We start from the raw sequence: 24,496 nt of genomic DNA, 5'->3' as shown, positions 1-24,496 counted from the left end.
GCATGACCGTACAAACCCCGACCGACACAGCCTCCGTCGACAGCATCATCGACGCCCTCTACGACACGGTCTCCGGACCGGCGGGCAGCCGCGATTTCGACCGCCTACGCGCCCTGTTCCTACCCGACGCCCGCCTCATCCCCGCCGAGCCGGTCGCCGACAACCACACCGCAGGACAGGCACTGGACAGCGCCGCCTTCATCGCCGCCGTCACACCGAAGCTATCGACCCAGCCCTGCTACGAAGTCGAAATCGCCCGCCGCACTGAGCGATTCGGACCGATCGCGCACGCATGGAGCACTTACGAGTCCCGCGAGTCCGCCGACGGCGAGCCATTCGTGCGCGGCATCAACAGCATTCAACTGCTACACAAAGACGGGCGCTGGTGGGTAGTCACCATATTCTGGTCCAAAGAGACCGAGCACCAACAAATACCCACGCGATACTCGCACCGATCCCCCGCCGCCCAGAACTAGTCGAAGACATGGCCACCGACTCACCCACCGACGATGGAACACCCTTCGTCATCGTGGGAGTGGCCTTCGGCGCTCTCGCCGTCTCATCGTCGTCGGTGTTCATCGCACTGTCGAAGGCGCCGCCGGAAGTTTCGACGTTCTATCGAAGTGCCCTTGCGTTACCCGTACTGGCCGCCTTCGCGACGCTGGAAGGCCGCCGCAACGGTTGGCTTACGCTGCGCGACTGGGGCTCAGCCGTGCTGTGCGGCATGTTCTTCGCCGCGGACATGCTGTGGTGGGGTGCCGCGATCATTGAAGCTGGCGCGGGCTTGTCCACCGTCCTCGTCAATGTGCAAGTTGTTGTCGTGCCGCTAATCGCCTATCTCGTCGACCGCGAACGTCCCAGTCGGCGTTTACTTTTCGCCCTCCCCGCGATGATCGGCGGCTTGGTAGCGGCCAGCGGTATCGTGGGGCAGGGAGCCACCGGTCCGCGACCGATCATCGGTGCTGTACATGCCATCGCGGCCGGAATCTGCTACTCCGGCTTTCTGTTCCTGCTACGTCGCGCAGGCGCAACCCGCCGAACCCGACAGACCTACGTCGTATCAGTAGCAATCCCCGCCATCACCGCCTTGATAGCGGCCACATCGCGCGCCTTCCCCGGACCACTTCAGGTCGACCGGGCCACCCTGGGCTGGCTCGCCCTCACCGCGCTCACCGGACAGGCGCTCGGATGGCTCCTGTTCGCCATCTTCGCACCGAAACTCTCCAGCGCCGCCGGCGCGGCAGTACTGCTCGTAACACCGGTGGGCTCACTACTCCTCGGCGCGGCAATCCTCGATGAACGACCCTCGCCCATACAACTGATCGGATGCGTCATCGTTCTCATCGCCGGCTACGAAGTCGCGGCACACCCTCGATCCCCCGCACGGCACGCATAAGGGTGGCGCCCGGCGAATCGCCTCACCTGGACGCCGCCCCAGCTTCGCCCATTGTCATCGCGCCTATGCGGCGCCCACACGGCCGACACTGGCGGTCTTCCTCCAGGCGCTGGATGTGGAGGCGCCCGCCGGGCGCCGATGGCCGCGGACCGCACTGCACATCCCAGGAACGTAGTGTTTGCGGCGGGACGCGAGGCCGAGATCCAGTTCGCACCCGTCATCCTGCGTCCGCCGACTGGGAATGGTGGCTTCGGTTCCTCCGCGGATTGCAGTCACGTCGAGACGCCGGTGGCGTTCCACACGACACCCGACTTGGGACCTCCTGGACCAGAAACTCCCCGCGAGGAGGTTTCGCTGACCATCGAGTCGCCATCCGATCACCAGGCTCGCTCATGGAATCCTTTCGAACGAGGTTCGCAGTTGTCGTCGCATAAGGTCTGCTGTCGTTGTTCCACTTCCAGTCGTGCCAAGTGCGCTTTTGCAAGGCTGGATATCGTGTCGGGCCCGGGTTCGGCGGAGTTCTGATATCGCTGCTTAACCTCCTCGACTTTCTCTTGGTAATCTTGGAGCAGTCGTTTGGCTGCTGCAGCCGCACTGATGCTGAACCGCCTTTCGGTCAGCTCGCGCACGGTCCCGGGCTTGATGTGAACCGAGAAATCCCGCAAGCCGGTGGTGGAGATAGTGATTCGATGATCGCTCGATACGCCGACCGCCTCGATTTCGTCTCGTTCGGCGAAGAAGTTTATATCTGCCGAATCAACGGCATCGATGATCAGGTCAGTGTCCTCGATCGCCCGACGGTACTGCCGCTGCCACTGGACCCACAGCAGCTTCGCAATACTGGTCAGCGTCCGCTCCAGTATCGCTTCATCGACAAAGGCATAAGCGCCTTCCTCGAAAAACAGTGCAAAATCGGTCCGCCGAGTAAATTCGGCTTCGACTTCCGTCCCTGGCGCACGCACACGTATCCGAATATTGTCCAGTCTTTCGGCCAAATCCTGCATAGTCCTTCTCCTACCCCGGGCGTCCCATACCGTTGTTGCCGGTGAGGTCGCGATCGCCCATCCCCGCCAGCTGCGGACGAGCGGAGGCGAGTAGGTCTTTCCGCCCCTTCACCGCCCCGATCAGCACCTGCACCTTGTCGGCCATCTGCTGCGTCTCTACCTCATGAATGTGGTTGGTAAGGTCGCCGACAGCCTGCTTCATCGATGTGATGATCGAGTCGGCTGTGGTCCCCGATCCTGAATTGCTAGCGGCGACGCCCGCACTACCCAGGGATGCGGCCGCGCCGATCGCAACGATCGGTGCCGTAGCACCTCCGGTCGCGATGGTGATAATCGCTGAAGCGACCGTGCCTACCGCGGAAAGCACGGAGAACTCGAACGTCCACTGATTCTTACCGCAGCTCCAGGCGTTGTCCAGCGCGTGTATCGTCGTCTCCGCGATCTTGTCGATGTCTGTGCGCGCTTTGCTCCACATCTCCTGGTGAGCCTGAAGGACACCTTTCATGGTCGACAGTGCCGTGAACTGGTTTCCGGAGATCGTTTTGAAGGTGTCGAGGAAGTTGGCCTTGAATTTCATCGCGGCCTCACCCGTCCAGTCTTGTAGATAGCCGCTGTCGGTCGTTATTTTGTCCAGGTGCGTCCCGGCGAATGCCACATCCTGGCTTAGTTTGGTGATCGGGGTTGATTGAGTCATCACCTTTTGCATAGCTGCGGTCAGGTCGGCGATCAGGGGGTCATATTTCGCCGGATCGGGCATCTTGGAAAACGGCTCGAACAATGGTTCGACGAATGCACAGGCCTGTCTGAACGGCTCCCGAGAGACGTTGCCCCCGCCTGCCGTCGCATGCTTGCCGGAGTACTCCCGCCACGCCAGATCGGCAGCCTTCTCTTTGATGTCGTGTGCATGTTGCATGAGCTGCTCGAAAGTCATGGCCGACTGCCCGTCTCTGGGTCGTCGTGCACGCGACGGTTCATCTCGGCAGCCGCCTCCCTATCGGTTCCCGCGAAATACCGCGCTGCCTTGTCCAGCGCCACTGCGGTATCGTCCAGATTTACTCTGGTTTCCTTCAGAAATCCCGCTATGGTGTCGTGCAGATCGAGATAGGCCCGGTACACCGGCCCGAGCGAGTCACCACCGAATTGCTCTGGCCGCCGCATCACTTGCGCTATCTCGCCCCGGACTCGGTCACAGCCGCCGATCGCCGCGCTGTAGTCTCCGGAAATCGTCGGGAAATCCGCTTTCGCTACTTTCTCCAATTCGTACAGATCAACACCGAACCGCTGACCTCGATGGACCACGTCCCCACCCTCTCCCCTTATTCGGCCTCGTCGGTCGAGACCTCGATTATTCGTCCAGTCGGCCAGGCCGATCCGAATCGAATCGGAACAGGACTCGGCAGTCTTTTTCCCGAACATTTGATGAACACAGACTACTCGGCCCCTTGCAAAAGATTCTAAAACTTCACTTGAATCGCCTGGTCAGGAGCTCTCCGCCGAGCGGCGGCGCGGTCGACGAAAGTTAGTGCCGGGCGTCGACTTGCGCCGTCACAACAACGGCCGCTCGACACGAGGCAATGGTGCGGAGATCGCGATGTCGAGCTGGATGAGGGGAAGGTGCCCGCAGGATAGGGGCTATGTCCCCAATCAAGTAGCGCCGATCCGTCTTTCGGCCGCCTCGGGGACACCGAGATCGGTAAATATCCTGCGCGCCTGCTGACGATGATGACGGACGGCGGGGTGGTCTCCCAGGACGCGAGCGGCGTCGGCGATGCCGTTGTGGGCATGGGCTTGCTGGTCGCGGGCTCCGGCTCGGTCGGCGAGGGTGAGGGCATCGCGGTAATGAGGGATGGCGTGTTCCGGTTCACCGGTGGCGAGAGCCAGTTGGCCCAGGCCTATCAAGGCTTCGGCTTCGTTGTGGCGGCTGCCGGTCTCGCGGGCGATGTCCAACGCCTCATGGAGGTGAATGCCTGCCTCCTCGAAGCGTCCCATTCCTCGATACGTCGCCCCGAGCCCGCATAGCGCGTAGCACTCGAGATGGCGGGCGCCGCCGTGAGCGATCTCCAGCGCCGTACGCAGATGCGGAAGGGCCTCGTCGAATCGTCCCTGTTGTTCGTATACGGTGCCGATGGCGTGAATCACCCGCCCATACAGATCGCTGATGCCGGCGTCGCGGGCCAGCAGTTCCGCTCGGCGGAGTTGATCCAAGGCCGCCTCGTACCGTCCCTGCCGCCGATGGATCATCGCAAGGCCATGTCGGGCGTCTGCTTCGAGTTCGCCGACGCCGATCTCGTCTGCCACTTCCAGCGCCTGCTGGAAGTGGCCGAGAGCTTGCGAGAAACGCCCGAGCAGTACGCCGGTCAGTCCGCACCCATGTAGCGCGTGGCCTTCGAGCCGGCGCAGCCCCTCGGCACGGCACAAGCTCAGACCTTCCTGGTAGGCCTCGAAGGCCTGTTCGTAGCGACCGGATCGCCAGTGCAGCAGTCCGAGGACGATCAGCGTATGGCCCGCGAGGGCGTGGTTTCCGGTGACGCGGTCGGCGGCGAGGGCGCGGGTATGCAGGGTCAAGGCACTGTCGTGATGACCGCGAGTATCCAGGAAACGCCACAAGATGGGGGACAGCTGGCCCGCGTGGGTGGCTAAACCGTGGTCGGCCGCGTACGAAGCTACGGCGAGCAGATTGGCCCGCTCCGTTTCCAACCAAGCCAGTGCGGCGGCCTCGGATTCCGGAACGTGGATCATGCAGTCGGCCGGCCTGACGAGCTGGATCGGTGGCTGTCTCGGATCCATCGACTGGTTGGCGGCATGGGCGGTGTGGAGATAGAACTCGACCAGCCGGCGCAGCGCCGCGTGCCGCACTGCCGCGGATTGTTCGGAGTGTGCTTGTTCGGTGGCATATAGGCGCAGCAGGTCATGCATGCGATAGCGTCCCGGCTCCGGTTCGTAAAGGAGAGAGGCGGTTTCGAGTTGCCGCAACAGCGTGCGCGCCTGTTGTTGGCGCAGGCCGGTGAGGTTCGCGGCGGCAGCCAGACCGATGTCCGCCCCGGGGGCAAGACCGAGGAGTCCGAAAGCGCGGGCCGCATCTGGTGGAAGGGCACGGTAGGACCAGGAGAACACCGCGCGCAGTCCGACGGGGAGTTCACCACTGTCCAGGGCGTCCAGCCGGGTGACGGCCTCCCGGACTTCGGCGGCGAGATCTGCCAGGAGCATGGTGGGGTGGCTCGCGGCGCGGGCGGCCGTGATGCCAAGTGCGAGTGGGAGTCCCGCGCAGTGGCGGAGCAGATCGGTCACGGCATCGGGTTCCGCGGCCAGCCGGTCGCGGCCGAGGTGGTGGGTCAGCAGTTGATTCGCCTGGGGGTCGGCGAGGACATCCAGCACGACTGGACGGGCACCGTAACCGGCGATCAGGGCGGGCATGGCATTGCGGCTGGTGATAATCACCGTGCTCTCGGAGCTACCGGGCAGCAGCGGCGTGACCTGCGCGGTGTCGATCGCATTGTCCAGCAGGACGACCATGCGTTTGTCAGCAATCAGGCTGCGGTACAGCGCAGTTCGGCCGTCGAGATCCTGAGGGATCTTGCCAGGCTCGACGCCGAGCGCGTCCAGGAAACCGCGAACCGCGGTCGTCGGTTCCATCGGAGAGCTCGTCGGATCGAAACCACGCAGGTTCACGAACAGTTGGCCATCGGGAAACCGATGCGTATTCCGGTGCGCCCAGTACAACGCGAGCCAGGTCTTGCCGATCCCGCCGGCACCGCCGATCGCTGAGATCACCGCCGTGCCGGGGTGGTCGGCCATGGTCTCGGTGAGGGCGGCCAGTTCGCGCTCTCGGCCTGCGAACAACCGAGGCATGGCAGGCAACTGCCGCGGCTCGGCCGCCTCGGAAACCGCACGAGCATGCGCCGACCTGACGGGGATCGCCAATTCCGAATCAGCAGAAAGGATTTGCCGGTGTAACCGCTGTAGGGCCGGGCCGGGGTCGGTACCGAGCTCCTCCGCCAGACAACGACGGATCTGCCGGTAGTGCTGCAGCGCGTCGGCTTGCCGTCCGCTGCGATACAACGCCAGCATCAACTGGCCGGCAACCCGTTCGTCAAGCGGTTTCTGGGCGGTTCGCGCGGTCAGGTCGGCCAACAGGTGGGTGTGCCGGCCCGAGTGTAACTGCTGGTCGATGTAATCGAGTTCGGCAGCCGAACGCTCGATCGCCAACGTCGCGCGAATTCCGTTGACCCAGGGCGTATCCAAAGAACCAAAGGCTTCACCGCGCCACAATCCGAGTGCCTCGGCGAAGAGGTCCAGTGCCTTCTGGTCGTCGCTGGCGTGGGCGCGAGCGATCAGGTGACGGAATCGATGCAGGTCTACCGCCGCCGCATCCACGCAAAGCCGGTAGGCGCCGGAGCGGTGCAGGATCTCGGTGGGTGCGAGGCATCGACGCAGCCGGGCGATGTAGGTGTGTAGCGTTCCGGACGCCCGGGGTGAGGCGTGCTCGCCCCAGATCCGATCTATGAGTTGATCGACGGTCACCAACGTGTTGGCATCGACCAGCAAAGCCGTCAGTACGCACTGCTGCCGAGCATGCCCGACATCAATCGGTTCACCATCGCGAAATGCCTCGATACCACCTAGCAGGCGGAAGTCGACCCCCACCACTCTCCTTGTCACCAGCGTCACCGCCAGCCATGAGCAGCGGCCTGACCAGGCGATTCACGCAGAATTTCAGCATTGCTTCAGCAAAGTCTAGCAGTGTTATGGTCGTCGGAACCTTTCCAAGGAGAAATAACCTGCAGCCGAAATGGCGCTGAAAAGAGACCGACTGTTTTGCAAGGAGCAGCGAGCCAGGGCCCGGAGGGGAGCCCTGGGTCAGCTGCCCGATTACAAATCCGACTGCCCGTCGCCCTTTGTGGCACCCCTGTCAGGGCTCGGTGTCGAGGCTCGCCGAGCGAACACGAGTCCGCATGCAGACCATATGACGCGCCCCGCCGGTTGCTATTGTATTTCCCAATACCAGGCCCGCGCCAACTGCTAGCGTGGTGAGCACAGAAAGAGCAAAAGAAACTTCTGATCTTGGCGAATGCCCAATGAACGTCAGTAATGAATGGGCGACCCCGAGCGACGGCAATGGAGCGCCGCAGAATGCCGGAACGACTATCGATGCCGGAGAGACGTAGCATCCGAGTACATTTCACCCCTACATCGGCCTGCTGGATGAACTTGGTCGAGGTCTGGTTCGGCATCATCGAGCGCCGAGCACCACTAGGTGCGTCGTAGTCTCCAGGGCGTCTCGGGTTTCGGAGAGAATGGCCGAATCGGTAAATGCTTCCGCGGTCAGCCCGCGGTACTCGATGCCAATCCATCCGTTATCGTTGACTTGGATACGGTCGTGCCATTCATTGATGCCTTCTTGAATCTACAGCTCGAGAACTGACGGCCGGCGCGTATTTCGACACGAGCATCCGCTTGAGAACTTTTCCGCTGGGGCCGATCGGGAGAGCATCAGCAAACTCGACCCGGCGGGGGTATTTGTATTCGGCTAGCCGCTTTTTTCCCCATTGAATGATCTCTTCATCCGAACCAGAGGTAACGTCCTCCGGCCGGACAGGCACAACGATCGCCCAGACATCCTCGCCGAGCACGCGGTGCGGAACACCGATAACCGCAACCTGCGCTACGGCCGGATGCCCGACGAGGATTTCCTCGATTTCGCGTGGATAGACGTTATAGCCGCCGCGCAGAATCAAGTCCTTCTTCCTGCCCACGACCGAGAGATAGCCGTCACCATCCAGTTTGCCGAGGTCACCGGTAAGGAACCATCCATCGATCAAAACATCAGCAGTGATATCCGGGCAACCGAAATATCCGGCCATGACGGTCGGACCGCACACCACGATCTCGCCCACCTCGCCGACAGGCAGGAGATCGATTCCGTCCCCATTCGGCCGAGCTATACCGACAGTGATGTCATTGATCGGAACACCGACTGTTCCGGATCGAAAGGGCAGGCCGGGATAGTGATATGCAACGCTACAAGAGGTCTCGGTCAACCCGTACCCCTCGTACACAGGACATCCGAACGCGCTTCGGACCTCGTCGAGGGTCTTGGCCGGAAGCGCCGATCCCCCGCTGTACATGCGGTCAAGCCGAGGAACCTGTTCTCCGTCGGCCACCGCATCGAGCAACTTGAAATACATTGTCGGCACGCCCATGAACACCGTGCATCGGTGTTTCGTCATCAGCGCGAGCGCATCCCGCCCGGAGAACCTCGGCATCATGACAATGGATATACCAGCGCGGAAGCCAGTCAGCATGACGCAAATCTGACCGAAGCTGGGCGCTAGCGGCAAACACCCGAGCAATACGTCGTCACTCCGGAACGCGTACGGAGTAGTCACCATCTTCTCGACGTTGTACAAAATATTTCGGTGGGTGAGCATCACCCCTTTCGGCTTGCCCGTCGTACCGGACGTGTAGAACAGGACCGCGACATCGTCGGGTTTCCGCACTGCGAAATCGTCGATCGGCGCTGCACCCTGTGCCGCATCTGCCAGGTCGATAGTGCCCGCGGGGCCCTGGCCGACGGTGAGTAGCACCGTGCCGACCGGCTCCGCCGCCTCTCTCGCCTGGGTGACCAATGAGGTAGCGCACACCAAGAAATGAACGTCAGCGTCTGTCAATACTTGATATATCTCGGACGCGGTCGACATGACGTTCAGCGGGATCACGACAGCCCCGGCCGCCAGCGCGCCGAAGTACACGACGGGAAACTGAGGGTTGTCGACCAGGAGCATAGCGACTCGGTCGCCGGGCCGTACTCCGTTGGCGCGCAATACTGCGGCATAGCGGCGCGCCTGGTCCCACAGCCACCCGTAGGTGAAATGCTCCGACTCGTAGATCAGGGCAGAGTGGTTGGGCCGCCGCGCCGCCGTGTCGGCCAGCACGCCGGCGACTGACATGGTCATTGCGCCAGAAGTCCGTCCTGCACGGCGGTGCGATCGCCGCCACCGCGGAGCCCGGACGTGAACCCGTCTCTGGCACTCGCGGTCGGGATGTTCAGTTCCTTCCAGATTCCGTGAAGAGCGTGGGCGAAGGCCTCGATATCATTCTGATCGTGCACTGCGGACGGAGCGATCCGCAGGACCTCCTCACCCTCGGGCACGCTGGGAGAATTGATAGCCTGAACGTAGATCCCATGCCGATCGAGCAGCAGCCGAGAAGCCCGCTTACATATATCGTCATCACCGACGAGGGCCGAAATGATATGGGAGTCCGACGAAATGAACGGGATGTTCGCTTTGGCCAGAAGGCTGTGCAGCAGCCGCGCATTCTCCGAGAGAATCTTTCGCTCGACATCGCTGGACCGCAAGTACTGAACCGACGCCAGGGCACTGGCCGCGACTGCCGGCGGCAGCGAAGTGGTGAAGACGAACGAGCGCGCATAGGTACGGACCGCGTCCACGAGGGCCGCCGGTCCCGCGATGTAGCCGCCGACCGTTCCGAAACCCTTTGCCAGGGTACCCATCACGACCGTGAACCGATCGGCGATGCCTTCCCGCGCGGCAATACCGGCGCCCTGCGGGCCGTACATGCCGACCGCGTGGACCTCGTCGATGAAGGTCGTGGCGCCATACTTGTCCGCAATATCGGCAATCTCGGCGAGCGGCGCAACGTCACCCGACATCGAATACACCGTTTCCACGACGATAAGCTTCGGACAGTCGGCGGGCGCGGCCGCGATCAATTCTTCCAGGTGCGCGAGGTCGTTGTGCCGAAAGACGTGCTTCTTCGCACCGCTGTGCCGGAGACCGTCGATGATCGAGGCGTGGTTCTTCGCATCAGAAAATACCTCGGTACCTTTCGGCGTCCCCGCCAATACGGAAAGTGCGCCTTCGTTGGCCGTGTATCCCGACACGAAAAGAAGCGCGGCTTCTTTGCCGTGCAGATCCGCCAGTTCACTTTCCAGAAGTACGTGATAGCGGTTGGTTCCACCTATATTCCTGGAACCTCCGGAGCCTACACCGTGGATATCAACCACAGCATGAGTAGCCGCGACCACCTGGCGATTCTGCCCCATCCCAAGGTAGTCGTTGCTGCACCAGACGCTGACTTCCGAGTCGACTCCATCGTGCCGTACTGTGGCCATGGGGAAACGGCCGGAACTTCGGCTGATCTCATAGAACGTACGCTTGCTTTTAGCAAGATCCTTCGCCGTGTCACCATTCAGATATGATGCCAGATGAACGTTCATTTACTTACCTTCTCGAGGTGGAGGTTTGATTGACATATGAATGTAATGACAGATGCTACAAATACTTCGACCGCAGGGCTACTTTGTCGACCTTGCCGTTGCTGTTCAACGGCAAGATTTTCAGGATACTTATCTTTTCCGGCATGTGAATCTCGGTCAGCCTCTCAGCAATTCTCATGCGAATATCTGCCACTACAACATCTGCCGGATCGCACTCGATTGCGGCATGGATATGCTCGCTACCATCCTCGTCTCGTACGCCGTATACTGCGGCATTCCGGACACCCGGACAGGAGGTAATTTCCGCCTCGACCACCAGTGGGTGAACCTTGACGCCGTCGACCTTGATGACGTCGGCCACGCGACCCGATAGAGTCAAATAACCTCGCTCGTCGAGGAAGCCGATATCTCCGGTGTGATACCAGCCGTCGCGAAGAGTTTGCGCAGTCAATTCCTGGCTTCCGTTATAACCGTCCATCAACTGAGGAGAGCGGACGCGGACCTCGCCGATTTCCCCTGCCGCTAATTGCGCGCCCGAATCCAAGCTGCAGATAACGACGTCCACCTCGGGCAGGGGCCTCCCGACAGTGGCCGACAACTCCGGGTTGCCGTGCTCCAGAGGGGTCAGGTTGGTGATTTGACCGCTCTCGCTCGTGCCGTACCCATAACACAAAGCAGTACTGAAAAGCCGAAAGGCCTGCGCAATTCTGGCGGGCGCCGCAGAGCTGCCGCCGTAGACAATACGCTTCAGCGAAGACAAGCCTGCAGCTTCCAAATCGTCACTGTTGCAGATTCCCCGCTCAGACAGATGGTCGATGAGTTGGAATACGTGCGTGGTCGCCATGAATGTCCAGGAGATATCCTCCGCCGCGGCGATGGCGTGCACGAATTTTTCGACATCGAAGTTCTCATGGAGATAGACCGTTCCACCCAACAGGAAGACCGCGTCCGCCATCGAAGCAACGCCGTGACTCAGCGGAGTGGACAGCAGGACCGACGCACAGTCGGATTCACGCCCGAGTCTCATCCATACACGCACAGCGGCATCCCACGCGCGGCCCGCCAAGCGGATGCCTTTAGGCCGTCCCGTGCTGCCACTCGTGAAGCTGACCATGGCTAACGCATCAGGATTCCACGGTACGACCCCAGGGAAATCAGCGACATCGGCCCGGACCACCTTGCTACGTCCCCCGTTTCGAAGTCGCACCACCGGAACCCCGCTACCGCCAGCGAGGTCTGTCGCGCGCTCCAAATTCTCGGCGTCGGTATATACGGACACAGCGTCTGTGCCGCGCAATATTTGGATCTGGTGCTCCAGTGGAAGGACCGTTGCCTTGGTACCGGGATTGATGGTTCGCAAATAGCACACCGCACCACCGAGTAGATGTGTCGCATACCGCACGGTGAGCATCTCAGGGCTGTTGGGTGCGACCAGAATTGCTACTACATCCCCCTTACCGACTCCGGCATCATGTAGTGCACGGAACGTTTCGGTCACGGACCGGACCAGATCACCGCCAGAGAAGGATCGGCCACGCCAATAAACGAAATTGCGATCCGGCGCGGCTGCGAGGAGTGAGAGGATCTCCGATACATAGCCCTGACTTGTACTCCACCAATGCTCGGGCCTGCTCATGGGGCCTTCCTTCCACTTCGCCATCTATTCGGACCGGGCATTTTCTCCCCCGGTCGATGGGTTCGACCCTGACGCGGGTGTATTACGACCGACTTACTCGGCGTGCAAGTAGTCGGTCGACCTGAACTGCTGCTTTATGCCCCGGAACCTTGGGCCAGGCTGTCCGACTCCCGTGGTGTACTTTCGGCGTATCCAGGTCGGCGGGAGTGCCTCGCGGGTGCGTGCGGGTTATCACGACACGTGACGGCTCGTTGTGCTCACTCGCACGATCGCGAGGAGAGAAATCATGCGCAGGTGTCCGATGTCAATAACCGTTAACCCGATCCGGGTGGTCCGGCGCGGCGCGGGAGCCCCGATACCAGGCCCGGCTGTTCGGACCGTTCCGAGTGGTTTCTGCTGAATCCCGGCGAGCGGGGTATCAGCATGCAGTTTTATGGGGAGTGAGATTGTGAATTCCGATCATGCATCGTCGGGGTGCTTACCAAACACGAAATACCGCCGCTTCGATATCCGGATTTCCGGGCATACCTATCCGGCCCGTTCCGCGCTTTCCGTGGCAGTTGTCGGCTCGTGTCTGTACCAAACGACGCGAGAAGCCGCTCATGCTGCTCGAGATTTTTCTGCTGAACCAGGGCAGGCCGCTGGCGATGATCCGGAGCGGGCAGCCGGGAACTCCCCCGTCGCGATGCACAGTCCGCGCCGCATGCTGGAACCCGAGCTCGGCCCACGATCGCCGTCCACGTTCATCCGGCGTACCGGTTCCTGCTTCTACCACTTCGAGGCCGAGGCCAGGTGTTGGACCGACATCGCCGAGGTCGAGCGCCTGTTTCGGCAGGCTCGTTGCCACGACCGCCGCGGCGGTCGGGATCTTGCCTGCTTCTTAATACAGCCGGGTCGCCGCATACGCGGTCCGTCAGTTTCTCGGGGGCGGCGTGTCGCAGTCGATCTAGTTCTAACGTGTCGGTGCAGCTCCCGAACAGCTGCGACGGTCATTCCGATTCTCCACGGCGCTCTTGCGGTTGAACTACAATAGATGTAGTGTGCACTGCACATATTATAGTATTGCCCGTCGAGACCATCGCGGTCGCGTGTTGTCAGCGACCACATACCCGAATTCTCGTGAGGAGAGCGAATGGCTACCACATCCCAATCCACCGCACTCGAGATCGCGCTCACGTACCACCGGGCCTGGACGAGCGGCGATGTCGACAGCGCCATGGCCCATGTTGCCGACGATGTCGTCTGCCATGCACCAGGTAACGAAATCCGAGGCAAGGCCGCCTACCAGAATTTCCTGAACGGATTCGCTCCCAGGCTGACCGGGTTGACCGATATCGCCGCGTTCGGCGACGAGGACCATGTCGTCCTGTTCTATTGCCCGCATACGGCCGCGACGAGCACCGCGCCCGCCGCGGAACACATGACGATTCGCGACGGGCTGATCGTCACCAATGACCTGGTCTTCGATCGTCCCTCTTTCGGCCCGCCGTCAGGTAGGTGACCGGCCCGGGGCCGCCCGGCATCGAAGAGGTTCATCCGAGCAGCACAGTCAGCGACAAAGCGGGTCGGCCTGCGCCGGGTCCGCCGACGAGAGGGAGGTGTTGACCTGTGGCCCACGACAAGGAACTGGCGGACCGCATCCGGGAAGCGTTGGCAACGCAATCTGCGGTTCGTGAGGTGAAGATGTTCGGTGGTCTGGCGTTCATGGTCAACGACAAACTGGTTGTCAGCGCGGGTAACGGCAGCCTGTTGGTCCGGGTCGATCCCCAACAAGCCGACGAGCTGCTCGCACTGGAGGGCGCGCGGCGAGCGGAGATGGGGACCGGCCGGACGATGGGCAAAAGCTGGGTCGCGGTGTCGGGCGAGGCAATCGATACCGATGACGGGTTCGACTTTTGGCTCAACACCGCGCTCGACTACAACGGTAGAGAGGCGGCGAATCGAAGCGGCGCCGCTAAACGCAGGGGGCGGCGATGAGCGCATTCGACGGTTTCCCGCCACAACTCTTCACCTTCTTCGAGGGGCTGGAGAAAGATAATTCGAAGGAGTACTGGACGGCTCACAAGTCGATATGGGACAAGTCCGTCCGAGAGCCGATGCTGGCGCTGTTCGCCGAACTCGACGATGAATTTCCCGCCCTGCGGCTGTTTCGGCCCAATCGAGATTTGCGCTTCAGCACGGACAAATCACCGTACAAACTGTGGGTGGGGGGCGTCAGCGATTCCGGCGGTGGCGGCGCCAGTTATTACTTGCGTGTGCAGGCATCGGGACTGGCGACCGGCTGTGGAGCCATGGCGATGGCGCCCGATCAGCTGGTCCGCTTTCGTGCGTCGATAGACGACGACTCGAGTGGCCGCAGGTTCGCGGACCTGACCACCGAGCTGGCGGCCAGGTCGCTGCCGGTGACCTGCGGTGCGGAGCCACCGCTGAAAATGGTGCCGCGCGGCTACCCGAAGGACCATCCGCGCGCGGAATATCTGCGCTGGAAGGGTGCGGTTGTCATCACGGAATGCCGCAGGTCGGACTGGATGCACACGCCGCTGGCGCTGGACCGGATTCGTGACATCTGGCGTGCGGCGCAGCCGCTCGAACAGTGGATCGCCGCCCACGTAGGACCAACCGGCACGCAACCCCGAAAGCGGGCAGGCTCGGCGCGCTGACGCGGGAGCCGGCTACAACCGCGAGGCCTGCGCCAGCGGGGATTCCACCGCCAGCCGGGGTTCCAAGCTGAGGCCGTTGATGAGGCCCAGCGCGGCGATTCGGTCCCCGCTGATCACCAGGCCGCGGCGCTCGGCCTCGTCGAGCGTGAGACCGCCGTGCGCCAGCCCGGCGAGAACCGCGGGCGGTGCGGAGATCGTCGCCGTAGGCCGATCCGGAAGATCGAGTGTTGCCGCCACCGAATCGCCGGTGAGACGCAGCGCGATCCGATTGCCGCCGAGCTCCAGCACGAAATCGCCGCGCAGATCCAGGTGCTTGGCTTCCAGCGAGCGCGCGTTGCATTCGAACTGGCGCAGCATCAATTCTGGCGAGAAATCATCCGTCCCAGCTGATTCCATCAGTCCAGCACCGAATCGTCCCAGGGCGCTCAGGATTTCGATAACCGCGTCCCGCACGTGCGGCTCGAGTACGTAAACACTCGCCGACGCCGGTGCCGGAAGCTGCCGGTGCGACACCATTTTCCTCTCCTCGAGCTGCCGCAGGCGTTGGGTCAGCAGGTTCGGCGAGATGCCGGGGTTGACCGACTGCAGGTCGAGGAAACGTAAGGGAGCGTGGGCCAGGTCGCGCAGTATGAGCAGCGTCCACCGGTCGCCAAGGACGTCAAGCGCCCCCGCGATCGCACAGCGTTGGCCGTAGCTCTTCACAGTTGTTTTCGACACGGTTCCACCTTCCTCTCCAATGCGCCGACCGTAGGTACCGGAAAGTCGGACCTTGCGCGATAGCTACTGACATTATATCGTATGCTACAGAAATTGTAGTAGCGACTATAGTGTTTCACACCACTGTGCACCACAACCGGAACCCGGAGACAAGATGTCGTCGACCTCAATCACAGCGCCGGTCGTACACAAAGGATGGACCCTCGGCCTCGCCTCGCTCGGCACGTTCATCACTGCACTCGACACCCTCGTCGTCGCGAACGCCCTGCCCGCATTGCGGCAGGGACTGCATGCCGACCTCGCCGACCTGGAATGGATCGTCAACGCCTACAGCCTGTCGTTCGCCTGTCTACTGCTGACCGGCGCGGCGCTCGGTGACCGGTTCGGACGCAAACGGATGTTCGTGATCGGCATCTTCGCCTTCACCGCCGCATCCGCCGTGGCCGCGCTGTCGCCGAGCATCGGTTTGCTCATCGCCGCCCGCAGTATTCAAGGCGGCGCCGCAGCGATCGTCATGCCGATGACCCTGACCCTGATCAGCGAGGCGTTTCCGGCCGAGAAGCGCGGTACCGCAATTGGAGTGTGGGGCGGGGTCGCCGGGCTGGCGGTGTCGGTCGGGCCCGTGATCGGCGGTGCGATCATCGATGCCTGGAGCTGGCACTGGATCTTCTGGATCAACGTCCCGGTCGGGCTCATCCTCATCCCGCTGGCTATCGCGAAACTCACCGAATCCCACGGCCCCCGATCACAGCTCGATATTCCCGGTCTACTCCTGGCCGCGGTCGGGTTCCTGGGGGTTATCTGGGGTCTGGTTCGCTCCACCAGTGTCGGGTGGTCCGCCCCGGAAACGATCGGCGCTCTGGTCGTCGGCGGCCTGTTCATCGTGCTGTTCGTAGTCTGGGAGCGCAGCACCCGGACACCGATGCTCGCCCCGAGTCTGTTCCGCGCGCCTGGTTTCACCGCCGCCAACGGCGTCAGTTTCTTCATGTACGCCGCGCTGTTCGGGGTCATCTTCCTGATCATGCAGTTCCTGCAGAACGCGCTCGAATATTCGCCGATCGCCGCCGGGCTGCGCACCCTGCCGTGGACCGGGGCTCCGATGCTCGTCGCACCGATCGCCGGCGCACTCGCGGATCGATTCGGTAACAAACCGTTCATGATCGCCGGCCTGGCAATCCAAGCGGTCGGACTGGGCTGGCTGGCTGCGATCGCCCAGCCCGACATGGGCTACCTGCAGATGGGCTTTGCGCTCGGCGTCGCCGGCATCGGGATTTCGCTGTGCTTCCCGACCGTCGCCAACGCCGTCGTCGGGAGCGTGCCGCCCGGAGAGATCGGGATGGCATCCGGCGCCAACAACTCCATCCGGCAACTCGGCGGTGTGTTCGGTGTCGCTGTCCTCGCCACCGTCTTCGCCCACCCCGACGTCTACACTTCGCCGACTGTGTTCGTCGAACGCTTCAGCGACGCGGTCTGGATTGGCGCCGCCTTCTCCGCCATCGGCATAATCCCCGCCATCTGCATGCCGATGCGCAAGAAGGCGCGACAAAGGGCACCGGAGCCGGAAATGATGCCCACCCCCGCTGCCCTGGACGAAGGTCGGGGCCTGCGGAACTGAGCCGGTCCTACCCGATAGTGGTTGGAATTACTCGGCAACCTCGCTGAAGTGCTGGAACGACTCGAATCTTGGGCGTGATGAAAGTGCGACCCCCGAATTCGCCACGAATCCCCGCGGAAACCACGCCGATTCGGCGCGCCCCACCTCCCCGGCTGCGCTCGAACAGCAACCGCGGGCCGGCTATACCCGGCACGAGAGCGCACTCATGCCGCATGGCGCGCGTTGGTCGACCGTCCAAATCGGTCGGGTATCGGGCGACGTCGGCCCGCTACGAGCAACGTATCCGCCGCCTACTCGCTGGCAATAACGAGATGCGCAAACTGGTGCAAGACAAACTGACCCAGCGCTACAGGCCCGAACAGATCACCGGCTGGCTGAGGCTGACCTACCCGAACACCCCGGAGATGCAGGTGTCGCCCGAAACCATCTACAAATCCTTAAATCTGCAAGGCGGTGGCGCGCTGCGCCCCGAACTGGCGGTATGCCTGCGCACCGGTCGTGCCGCCGTGACAACCGACTTGCTCTCCCAGCAACTGGGCAGAGCGCCGGACAACCGCGTGCAAGCGACGATTCTTGTTGCGGCGCAAGTCGATTCAGGGGGCGCGGCCCGGCCATGGGCTGACCAGAAATTGACCATCGCCACTCGCAACGCCCGGCCCGGCCCGCAGTTGCGGGTCCGTGCTACCGCTGAGTTCCCGACGAGCGTCGTTCATCGCCGTCGCGGCCAGCCCGTTGGTGGGATCCAATCGAAGCAACTGGTGGCAATATTCGAAGGTTTCGTCGAGTTCGCGGCAAGCGCTGTGCAGCCGAATCAAGCGTGTCAGCGCCTCGGTGTACATGCCCTCGTAGCGCCTGCGGTACGGCTGGAGCCACGGGTTGTACGGGTCGTCCTCGAGGAATCTGCGGACAGCATAGGCGGAGACCCGGCTGTAGTAGAAGCTGGCGCGACAGGTGTCGCCACGTTTGTCGTCGGCGCGGGCGCGTTTGAAAAGGCGCTCGACCTCACTGGTGTCGGTCCACCACGTCGCGCCGGTCTCGAAACGATAGAAGTTGGCGTCGGTTCGCCGGACGAACGAGGACTCCGCTCGTGGACCGAGATCGGGCTCGAGCATGCGTCGCAGGCTGTGCATGGTGACATGGAAATTTCGGGCAGCCTTGTCCCGCGGGGTGGCGGGGAAGCAGAGTTCTATGAGCTCGTCCATCGCCATCGGCCTGCCCCGACTCAACAGGAAGAGCTTGAGGAGCATGAGCGGCTTCTCGCGGCGCTTGGCGTCGCGATCTAGCGGTTGTTCACCGCGGAATACGCGGAACGGCCCGAATAGGTACGCGCGAAAGATCGGGTCGGGAATCTCCGGCATCTGCGCTTGCGCTGCGCAGATGGGAAGGTTGGACCCGGGCAACAGGGTGCTCAATTGGTAACCCCCCGGTTAGTAAGATTTTGATCAATAGCTCGACTTACGCGCCACAATAGTAAATGGCATTAACTGAAGTTGTCAACCATAAGTTCCGTGCTATGCTTACACTCGTCAACCGCAGTGCACGTGTCCTCTTGATGGGCCGACATCCGAATGCCGGAGAGGGGGTCAGTGGCCACATCGGAATCGCGAAGGGCGGGGCTCGGCCGCCCTTCCAGCAGGCGCGAGCGCCTGCGGCAAGCCACGCTCGAGGAGATCGTCGACGTGTCTCGAGCGCTGCTTCGGGACGGGCGCGGGCTGACCCTCGGTGCGGTAGCCACGCAGATGGGATTGACGGCGCCGGCGCTCTACCGCTATGTCGATAGCGCCGCCGCACTCAATGACCTGGTAGCCGACGGAATTTTGGTCAATGTCGTCGCCGAGATGCGCCGTGCCGCCGAGAGTTACGGCAACGATGATCCAGCCGCACAGATGGTCGCGGCAGCGACCACGTTCCGCGAGTGGGCGCTCGCCAACACAGCCGAGTTCCAATTGGCGTACGGCATCAACGGTCACTCCCTCGGCCGCAACAGGATTAGCAGCGAAACCGAAGCCCACCCCATCGCGGTGGGCGCGTTCGGTGTGTCGACCAACGGTGTCCGCATGTTCGCGGACTTCTTCGCCGAGATCTTCGTTCGAATGTGGAGCAAGCACCCCTTCCCCGTCCCGGCGCGGGAGGAACTCGACGACGCATTCCTGGCGATTCACGACAAAGCCGCGTTGGACGCGGCATCGGATCTGAACGCGCTGTTCGGCGACGACGCCATGGGCGCCCGCTGGCTCTTCGAACTGGCCTGGGCCAAGCTGTACGGGATCATCACGCTGGAGGTGTTCGGGCACGTCCATCCGAAGCTGGTGGAGGCAAGGACAATGTTCACGGCCATCATTCGGGAGATCGGCGGCGGTGTCGGGCTGGCCGGGGAGGCCGAGCGGCTCGCCGATGTGAGCCGGCAGGTCCGAGACAATCATCGGATGTTGATCGCCGGCAGTTAGTCCATCCCGATCGGGCCGATGCGCGATCAACCGAGTAGTCGGATCCTGCGTCGAAGCTCCAACAGATCTTTGCCGGGGGCGGTCCCCAAGTCGTGTTCGATGGTCCAGACGAACCGATCGAGCTCCGTGCTCGCGCGCGTGACGTTGCCCTCGCGCAGATTGACCTCCGCGATCGCCCGCATCGCCAGCTCCGAGTAGGGATCGTTCTCCAGCAAAGCCGAAGCACACGAAATTACCTCATAGTTGAGCCCCTCGTGGAGATAGAGATCAAGCAGCTCGCGCAGCACCGCGTCATACCTGCGCCCATGACTGGTCCGGAACGGGTCGAACGCGTCATCGTAGATGTCTTCAGGAAGGAACGTTTGCTCGTAGTAGCTGATCACCTGCTGGTAGAGCACGATCGCCGCGGCCCGGTCGCGGTTGCGGCGAGCCGACCTCGCGGCCTGCCACAGCCGCTCGGTTTCCAGGACGTCGAGCCACCAGCAGCCGGCAGGTTCGAACCAATACCGGCCGTGGCGATCAGTGCGGATGAAGGTCGAGGCCTGCTGACGGGCGAGGTCCGGCTCGAGGATCTGGCGAAGGCAGTGCAGCGTCACGTGCAGCCGATTGGTGCAGTCCTTGCTGCGCCGACCGGGCCACAGCAGATCGCAGAGGTCCGTGCCACCGGACGACTCACCGGGATTGAGCAGCAACCATTTGAGCAGCTTCCGCGCACTGGCCCGCGGCCAGGTCGGCTCGCCGAGCGGTTCGTCGTCGCGCGTCACTCTGAACGGGCCGAACAGCCAGGCCCGATACTCACTACGGACACCCGACCCGTTCGAATCTCTGATAGCGGGCACGCCGTCGGTGTCACGAATTGACATGGTCGATCAACCCCCGTGGTTGCGCAAGACGATTCGCTGGCGACCGCACGATCAACAAACTGATGCCGTGAGCTGAGACGCCGCCAGCAGTAGGAAGCGCGACCCCTTTGTTATACCGGATATTCGCCGTCGCGTCCGGCCCCAATTCCGCGGGGCACCTGTACAGTCCCCTCGCCAGCGCGCTGAAGTGCCACTCGACTGGTAGGACCAGAGGCCGCGACGGATCACTTTTCGACAAGCGGCGGCCGGTGCGACCAGTCGGTGCACCGTGTCGTCTTGTCGCACTTGCGCGCAGAGTAAGCCCGTTGTAACCCGCCCCGGCAAGAGTCATCCGTGATCACCGGGAGGATACGCATGAAAATGACTGCGACACATCAGCGAATCGCGGCGCTGTCCGGACAGCAACGGAATGTCCTCGCCCAATCCCTTCGGGAACTGTTGGAACGCGATTCGGCGGACCATGACCATTACGACGTCGCCATTATCGGCGGTGGCGTTGCGGGACTTACTCTTGCCATACAGCTCCATAAGGCTCGCCCCGATACCCGCATAACGGTGATCGAGCGGCAAGCGCATCCGGTCCGGGAAACAACGCACAAGGTCGGCGAATCGACGGTCGAGATCGCGGCCCACTATTTGCGTGACATTATCGGCCTCGAAGATCATCTGTCGACGCAGCAGATCCGTAAATTCGGGCTGCGAATGTTCTTCAGCAACGACGGCAACACCGATATCGCAGAGCGCGTCGAACTCGGCAGCTCACAGTTTCCGCCGCTGTGCACCTATCAGTTGGATCGCGGCCGTCTGGAAAACGAGCTCGGCGAACGGTGCCGCGCCGCGGGGATCGAATTCAACCCCGGGTGCAAGGTGCTGCGGGTCGACCTCGCCGACCACGCCGGTGCGCACCACATTCGACTACTCGACGACGGCGGTGAGCGCACCATCCAGGCGCGCTGGGTGGTCGACGCCACCGGTCGTGGCACCGTGCTTCAGCGAAAGTTGCAGCTGCGCAAGCCTGTCGAGCACGTCGCCAACGCCGCGTGGTTCCGGATCGCCCATCCGATCGACATAGGGACCTGGACAGCTGACTCGGCGTGGCAGGGACGGATCGTGGAGGGCGATCGGGCGTTGTCGACGAACCATCTGATGGGGTCCGGGTATTGGGTATGGCTGATCGCCCTGGCTTCGGGTTCGATCAGCATAGGCATCGTCGCGGAAGACGCCGCGCACTCGTTCAGCGAATTCAACACTTTCGATCGGGCACTGGAGTGGTTGCGCAACCACGAGCCGCAATGCGCGGCCGCGATAGCGGAGCACGTGGACAAAGTGCAGGACTTTCGCGTAATGAAGAACTACTCCTACGGCTGTGATCAGGTGTATGCCGGCGACGCGCGATGGTGCCTCACCGGCGAATCCGGCGTATTTCTCGATCCGCTCTACTCGCCCGGCTTGGATTTGATTGCGATCAGCAACAGCCTAGTCGTCGATATCGTCGGCCGCGCACTAGACGGCGAGGACGTGACAACACGCGCCTCGATCCACGACTCGCTGTTTCGACAGCTCGCCGCGATGTGGCTTGCGATATACGAAAAGCAATACCGGTTGATGGGCAATGCGCAGGTGATGACCTCAAAAGTCATCTGGGACACTGCCTTCTACTGGGGCGTTTTCGGTCTGCTGTTCTTCCAGGACAAATTCCACAGTGTGGCAAATCATCCCCCGGTCGCGGCAGACCTCGGCCGCCTGACCGAGATCAGTAATCGCGTCCAGGCATTCTTCCGCGAATGGGAGACCATCGATGACAGCAAACTCGATGCGAGATTTGTCGATCTCTATTCCCCACTGAATTTCATGGTGCAGCTGCACACCGGCATGACCGACCAGCTCACCGACGCCGATTTCGAAAGACGATTCGCCGCCAACAGGCAACTGTTCGAGCAATTGGCCGGCCAATTGATCAGCACGGTCATAGACGCGTACGCGGGCCGGTATCACGAGGACGCGGTGATGGCGCAAATCCAGCGCTGGCAGCGCGACCCGTTGGTCGGGCAGCTGCTCGCGACCTTCCGTCGCGAGCGACACCGCTCCCCCACCAGCGAGGGCTGGATGACATTGCCGAACGCCGGATCCCGGCAACCCGATCCCGCCGGTGAACAGAACGGAGACAACACTCATGAACGACGCAGTGCAGCCACCTACGCATAGCGGGGAAACCGATCGCTTCGACGTCGCGATCCTCGGCGGCGGGATCGCGGGCCTGACGCTGGCGGTCCAGCTCAAACGTACCCGACCGGACCTCGAGGTCTTGGTGGTCGAGCGGCAGCGCCATCCGGTTCCCGAGGCCGCGCACAAAGTCGGCGAATCCAGCGTCGAGGTCCAGGCGCACTACCTGCGCGACGTGCTCGGCCTCGAAGAACATCTGAACCATCACCAGCTCCGCAAGTTCGGGTTGCGAATGTTCTTTCCCTACGCCGGGAACAACGACATCGCGCGGCGCGTCGAATATGGCCAGATCTCCGAGGCGCCGCTGCCTGCCTACCAGCTCGACCGCGGTCGCCTGGAGAACATGCTCGGCGAGCTCGTCGTCGATCTGGGCGTCAGCCTCCAGCAAGGTTGTAAAGTCCGCGACGTCGAGTTGCGCACCGACGACCGGGACCACTCGATCTATTTCCGCGTCGGCGACCACGATCGCCGTAGCGATGCCCGCTGGGTAGTGGACGCCACCGGACGGGCCGGATTGCTCAAACGCAGGCTCGGTCTGGCAAAACCACTGGACCATCACGCGAACGCGGCATGGTTTCGCATCGACCACCCGATCGACGTCCAGCAGTGGTCGGATGACCTGGCCTGGCAGGAACGAGTCAGCGGCGGGCAGCGGCGCCTGTCGACCAATCATCTGATGGGACCCGGCTACTGGGTATGGCTGATCCCGCTCGCATCGGGATTCACCAGCGTCGGCATCGTCGCCGACGCCGACGCCCACGCCTTCGAGGGATTCAACACTTTCGACCGTGCGCTCGACTGGCTGCGGGTGCACGAACCGCAATGCGCCGCCGACGTGCGGCGCCACCGCGACAAGGTGCGGGACTTCCGCGTGATGAAGGACTATGCCTACGGCTGCCGCCAGGTCTTCTCCGCGCAGCGATGGTGTTTGACGGGCGAAGCCGGAGTATCCATCGATCCGCTGTACTCATCTGGTGGCGACCTGATGGCGATCAGCAATGGTCTCATCACCGACCTGGTCGTCCGCGACCGCGACGGCCAGGACATCGAAGAACTCTCCGTTGCCCACAATCAGGTGTACCTGGTTCTGGCCGACATCTGGCTCGTCGCCTACGCCAAGCAGTACCGCATCATGGGCAACCCGCAGGTGATGGTCGCGAAGGTCATTTGGGACACCATCATCTACTGGGCGGTCCCCGGCCTGCTCTTCTTCCACGACAAGTTCCGTCGCCTCGGGGAAAGTCCGCGCGCCTACGTCAATCTGCAACGCACGTGGATCATCCATTCTCGGGTCCAGGAGTTTTTCCGTGAATGGCATGACGCCGCCGACATGTCGGCCGCAGACGCATTCGCCGATCCCTACTCGCTGCTGGACTTCATCGTCGATCTGCACAATGGCATGGCCGCCGGCTTGCCCGACGATGAACTCGAAGACCGGTTCGATGAAAACGTGCAGCTGCTCGAGCAGGTCGCCGGGCAATTGGTGAGCACAGTCATCGACGTGCTGAATGCTGCCGACGCCGGCGCCCCCGCCACGATCGAACAGATCGACAACTGGCTGGCCGATCCGCTGCTCATGGAATTCATAGCGGCCTTCCAGCTTCGGCAGCGGCACAACCCGATCGATAAGGCGTGGATCACCCTCGGCCGCCCGATCCCGAACAAGGTGGAGGCGGGCGCATGATCGGGATCGGTG

Annotated in this window: 20 protein-coding genes; 9 read left to right on the top strand and 11 right to left on the bottom strand. The window is 62.5% G+C overall.

Features of this window, described 5'->3' with window-relative positions; translation table 11 throughout:
* Positions 1–2: 2 nt before the first annotated feature.
* Together ACIA8C_RS24000 and ACIA8C_RS23995 are read left to right on the top strand one after the other, a co-directional pair.
* On the top strand, positions 3–476 hold the full coding sequence (locus ACIA8C_RS24000; protein WP_397138260.1) for a nuclear transport factor 2 family protein: 474 nt from the start codon (positions 3–5) through the stop codon (positions 474–476).
* An 8-nt stretch (positions 477–484) separates the two neighbouring features.
* Positions 485–1,396 carry a DMT family transporter gene (locus ACIA8C_RS23995; RefSeq protein WP_397138258.1) on the top strand — a complete coding sequence of 304 codons (912 nt, stop codon included), beginning with the start codon at positions 485–487 and terminating at the stop codon, positions 1,394–1,396.
* 377 nt (positions 1,397–1,773) lie between these two features.
* Here the strand turns inward: ACIA8C_RS23995 and ACIA8C_RS23990 are convergent, their stop codons facing one another.
* From ACIA8C_RS23990 to ACIA8C_RS23955, 8 genes are all read right to left on the bottom strand, one after another.
* On the bottom strand, positions 1,774–2,400 hold the full coding sequence (locus tag ACIA8C_RS23990; RefSeq protein WP_397138256.1) for a hypothetical protein: 627 nt from the start codon (positions 2,398–2,400) through the stop codon (positions 1,774–1,776).
* Positions 2,401–2,410: 10 nt separating this feature from the next.
* Positions 2,411–3,331, bottom strand: a complete 921-nt coding sequence (locus ACIA8C_RS23985; protein WP_397138254.1) for a hypothetical protein — start codon at positions 3,329–3,331, stop codon at positions 2,411–2,413.
* Complete coding sequence (locus ACIA8C_RS23980) at positions 3,328–3,816, bottom strand: hypothetical protein (RefSeq protein WP_397138252.1); 489 nt, start codon at positions 3,814–3,816, stop codon at positions 3,328–3,330. The genes ACIA8C_RS23985 and ACIA8C_RS23980 overlap by 4 nt, the downstream gene beginning before the upstream one ends.
* A 228-nt stretch (positions 3,817–4,044) precedes the next feature.
* Positions 4,045–7,059: a tetratricopeptide repeat protein gene (locus ACIA8C_RS23975; RefSeq protein WP_397138250.1), complete on the bottom strand. Its 3,015-nt coding sequence runs from the start codon at positions 7,057–7,059 to the stop codon at positions 4,045–4,047.
* Between the two features lie 725 nt (positions 7,060–7,784).
* Positions 7,785–9,353 (bottom strand): AMP-binding protein, encoded by a 1,569-nt coding sequence (locus ACIA8C_RS23970; RefSeq protein WP_397138248.1) that lies wholly within the window; start codon positions 9,351–9,353, stop codon positions 7,785–7,787.
* Positions 9,350–10,639, bottom strand: coding sequence for a 5-aminolevulinate synthase (gene hemA, locus ACIA8C_RS23965; RefSeq protein WP_397138246.1), 1,290 nt, complete (start codon positions 10,637–10,639; stop codon positions 9,350–9,352). The genes ACIA8C_RS23970 and hemA overlap by 4 nt, the downstream gene beginning before the upstream one ends.
* Before the next feature lie 55 nt (positions 10,640–10,694).
* Positions 10,695–12,275, bottom strand: coding sequence for a class I adenylate-forming enzyme family protein (locus ACIA8C_RS23960; RefSeq protein ID WP_397138244.1), 1,581 nt, complete (start codon positions 12,273–12,275; stop codon positions 10,695–10,697).
* Positions 12,276–12,753: 478 nt separating this feature from the next.
* A complete protein-coding gene (locus ACIA8C_RS23955; RefSeq protein WP_397138242.1) occupies positions 12,754–13,122 on the bottom strand; it encodes a hypothetical protein in 369 nt (122 codons plus the stop codon).
* Positions 13,123–13,407: 285 nt separating this feature from the next.
* Between ACIA8C_RS23955 and ACIA8C_RS23950 the strand changes: the two genes are divergently transcribed.
* The 3 genes from ACIA8C_RS23950 to ACIA8C_RS23940 all read left to right on the top strand — a co-directional run bounded on the left by ACIA8C_RS23950 (position 13,408) and on the right by ACIA8C_RS23940 (position 14,935).
* Complete coding sequence (locus ACIA8C_RS23950; RefSeq protein ID WP_397138240.1) at positions 13,408–13,776, top strand: nuclear transport factor 2 family protein; 369 nt, start codon at positions 13,408–13,410, stop codon at positions 13,774–13,776.
* A gap of 107 nt (positions 13,777–13,883) precedes the next feature.
* Entirely contained in the window at positions 13,884–14,252 is a 369-nt protein-coding gene (locus ACIA8C_RS23945) for a TfoX/Sxy family protein (protein WP_397138239.1), read from the top strand.
* Positions 14,249–14,935 (top strand): DUF2461 domain-containing protein, encoded by a 687-nt coding sequence (locus tag ACIA8C_RS23940; RefSeq protein ID WP_397138237.1) that lies wholly within the window; start codon positions 14,249–14,251, stop codon positions 14,933–14,935. The genes ACIA8C_RS23945 and ACIA8C_RS23940 overlap by 4 nt, the downstream gene beginning before the upstream one ends.
* 12 nt (positions 14,936–14,947) lie before the next feature.
* On the opposite strand, the gene ACIA8C_RS23935 is transcribed toward ACIA8C_RS23940, so the two are convergent.
* The gene (locus tag ACIA8C_RS23935; protein ID WP_397138235.1) at positions 14,948–15,652 is read right to left on the bottom strand and encodes a winged helix-turn-helix transcriptional regulator; all 705 of its coding nucleotides are present in this window, start codon (positions 15,650–15,652) and stop codon (positions 14,948–14,950) included.
* A 154-nt stretch (positions 15,653–15,806) separates the two neighbouring features.
* Here ACIA8C_RS23935 and ACIA8C_RS23930 point away from each other — a divergent pair, with 154 nt between their 5' ends.
* Entirely contained in the window at positions 15,807–17,267 is a 1,461-nt protein-coding gene (locus ACIA8C_RS23930) for an MFS transporter (RefSeq protein ID WP_397138233.1), read from the top strand.
* Positions 17,268–17,860: 593 nt separating this feature from the next.
* Here ACIA8C_RS23930 and ACIA8C_RS23925 read toward each other — a convergent pair.
* Entirely contained in the window at positions 17,861–18,514 is a 654-nt protein-coding gene (locus ACIA8C_RS23925) for a hypothetical protein (RefSeq protein WP_397138231.1), read from the bottom strand.
* A 339-nt stretch (positions 18,515–18,853) separates the two neighbouring features.
* On the opposite strand from ACIA8C_RS23925, the gene ACIA8C_RS23920 reads away from it, so the two are divergent.
* Positions 18,854–19,714, top strand: coding sequence for a WHG domain-containing protein (locus ACIA8C_RS23920; RefSeq protein WP_397138229.1), 861 nt, complete (start codon positions 18,854–18,856; stop codon positions 19,712–19,714).
* Between the two features lie 26 nt (positions 19,715–19,740).
* Here the strand turns inward: ACIA8C_RS23920 and ACIA8C_RS23915 are convergent, their stop codons facing one another.
* Positions 19,741–20,577: a BTAD domain-containing putative transcriptional regulator gene (locus ACIA8C_RS23915; protein WP_397138227.1), complete on the bottom strand. Its 837-nt coding sequence runs from the start codon at positions 20,575–20,577 to the stop codon at positions 19,741–19,743.
* Between the two features lie 360 nt (positions 20,578–20,937).
* On the opposite strand from ACIA8C_RS23915, the gene ACIA8C_RS23910 reads away from it, so the two are divergent.
* Together ACIA8C_RS23910 and ACIA8C_RS23905 are read left to right on the top strand one after the other, a co-directional pair.
* Entirely contained in the window at positions 20,938–22,782 is a 1,845-nt protein-coding gene (locus tag ACIA8C_RS23910; RefSeq protein WP_397138225.1) for an NAD(P)/FAD-dependent oxidoreductase, read from the top strand.
* The gene (locus ACIA8C_RS23905) at positions 22,751–24,484 is read left to right on the top strand and encodes an NAD(P)/FAD-dependent oxidoreductase (protein WP_397138223.1); all 1,734 of its coding nucleotides are present in this window, start codon (positions 22,751–22,753) and stop codon (positions 24,482–24,484) included. Before ACIA8C_RS23910 ends, ACIA8C_RS23905 begins: the two co-directional genes overlap by 32 nt.
* Positions 24,485–24,496 lie beyond the last annotated feature (12 nt).

Origin of the sequence: Nocardia sp. NPDC051321, assembly GCF_044455225.1 — a bacterium.
Lineage (GTDB): Bacteria > Actinomycetota > Actinomycetes > Mycobacteriales > Mycobacteriaceae > Nocardia.
This window is presented reverse-complemented; position numbering and strand designations above follow the sequence as displayed.

Excerpts from the sequence above, each read along its gene's own strand:
- hemA (WP_397138246.1), bottom strand. The coding sequence starts at position 10,639 with ATGAACGTTCATCTGGCATCATATCTGAATGGTGACACGGCGAAGGAT.
- ACIA8C_RS23925 (WP_397138231.1), bottom strand. The coding sequence starts at position 18,514 with ATGCTCCTCAAGCTCTTCCTGTTGAGTCGGGGCAGGCCGATGGCGATG.
- ACIA8C_RS23970 (WP_397138248.1), bottom strand. The coding sequence starts at position 9,353 with ATGACCATGTCAGTCGCCGGCGTGCTGGCCGACACGGCGGCGCGGCGG.
- ACIA8C_RS23995 (WP_397138258.1), top strand. The coding sequence starts at position 485 with ATGGCCACCGACTCACCCACCGACGATGGAACACCCTTCGTCATCGTG.
- ACIA8C_RS23940 (WP_397138237.1), top strand. The coding sequence starts at position 14,249 with ATGAGCGCATTCGACGGTTTCCCGCCACAACTCTTCACCTTCTTCGAG.
- ACIA8C_RS23990 (WP_397138256.1), bottom strand. The coding sequence starts at position 2,400 with ATGCAGGATTTGGCCGAAAGACTGGACAATATTCGGATACGTGTGCGT.
- ACIA8C_RS23980 (WP_397138252.1), bottom strand. The coding sequence starts at position 3,816 with ATGTTCGGGAAAAAGACTGCCGAGTCCTGTTCCGATTCGATTCGGATC.
- ACIA8C_RS24000 (WP_397138260.1), top strand. The coding sequence starts at position 3 with ATGACCGTACAAACCCCGACCGACACAGCCTCCGTCGACAGCATCATC.
- ACIA8C_RS23910 (WP_397138225.1), top strand. The coding sequence starts at position 20,938 with ATGACTGCGACACATCAGCGAATCGCGGCGCTGTCCGGACAGCAACGG.
- ACIA8C_RS23915 (WP_397138227.1), bottom strand. The coding sequence starts at position 20,577 with ATGTCAATTCGTGACACCGACGGCGTGCCCGCTATCAGAGATTCGAAC.
- ACIA8C_RS23985 (WP_397138254.1), bottom strand. The coding sequence starts at position 3,331 with ATGACTTTCGAGCAGCTCATGCAACATGCACACGACATCAAAGAGAAG.
- ACIA8C_RS23930 (WP_397138233.1), top strand. The coding sequence starts at position 15,807 with ATGTCGTCGACCTCAATCACAGCGCCGGTCGTACACAAAGGATGGACC.
- ACIA8C_RS23950 (WP_397138240.1), top strand. The coding sequence starts at position 13,408 with ATGGCTACCACATCCCAATCCACCGCACTCGAGATCGCGCTCACGTAC.
- ACIA8C_RS23905 (WP_397138223.1), top strand. The coding sequence starts at position 22,751 with ATGAACGACGCAGTGCAGCCACCTACGCATAGCGGGGAAACCGATCGC.
- ACIA8C_RS23960 (WP_397138244.1), bottom strand. The coding sequence starts at position 12,275 with ATGAGCAGGCCCGAGCATTGGTGGAGTACAAGTCAGGGCTATGTATCG.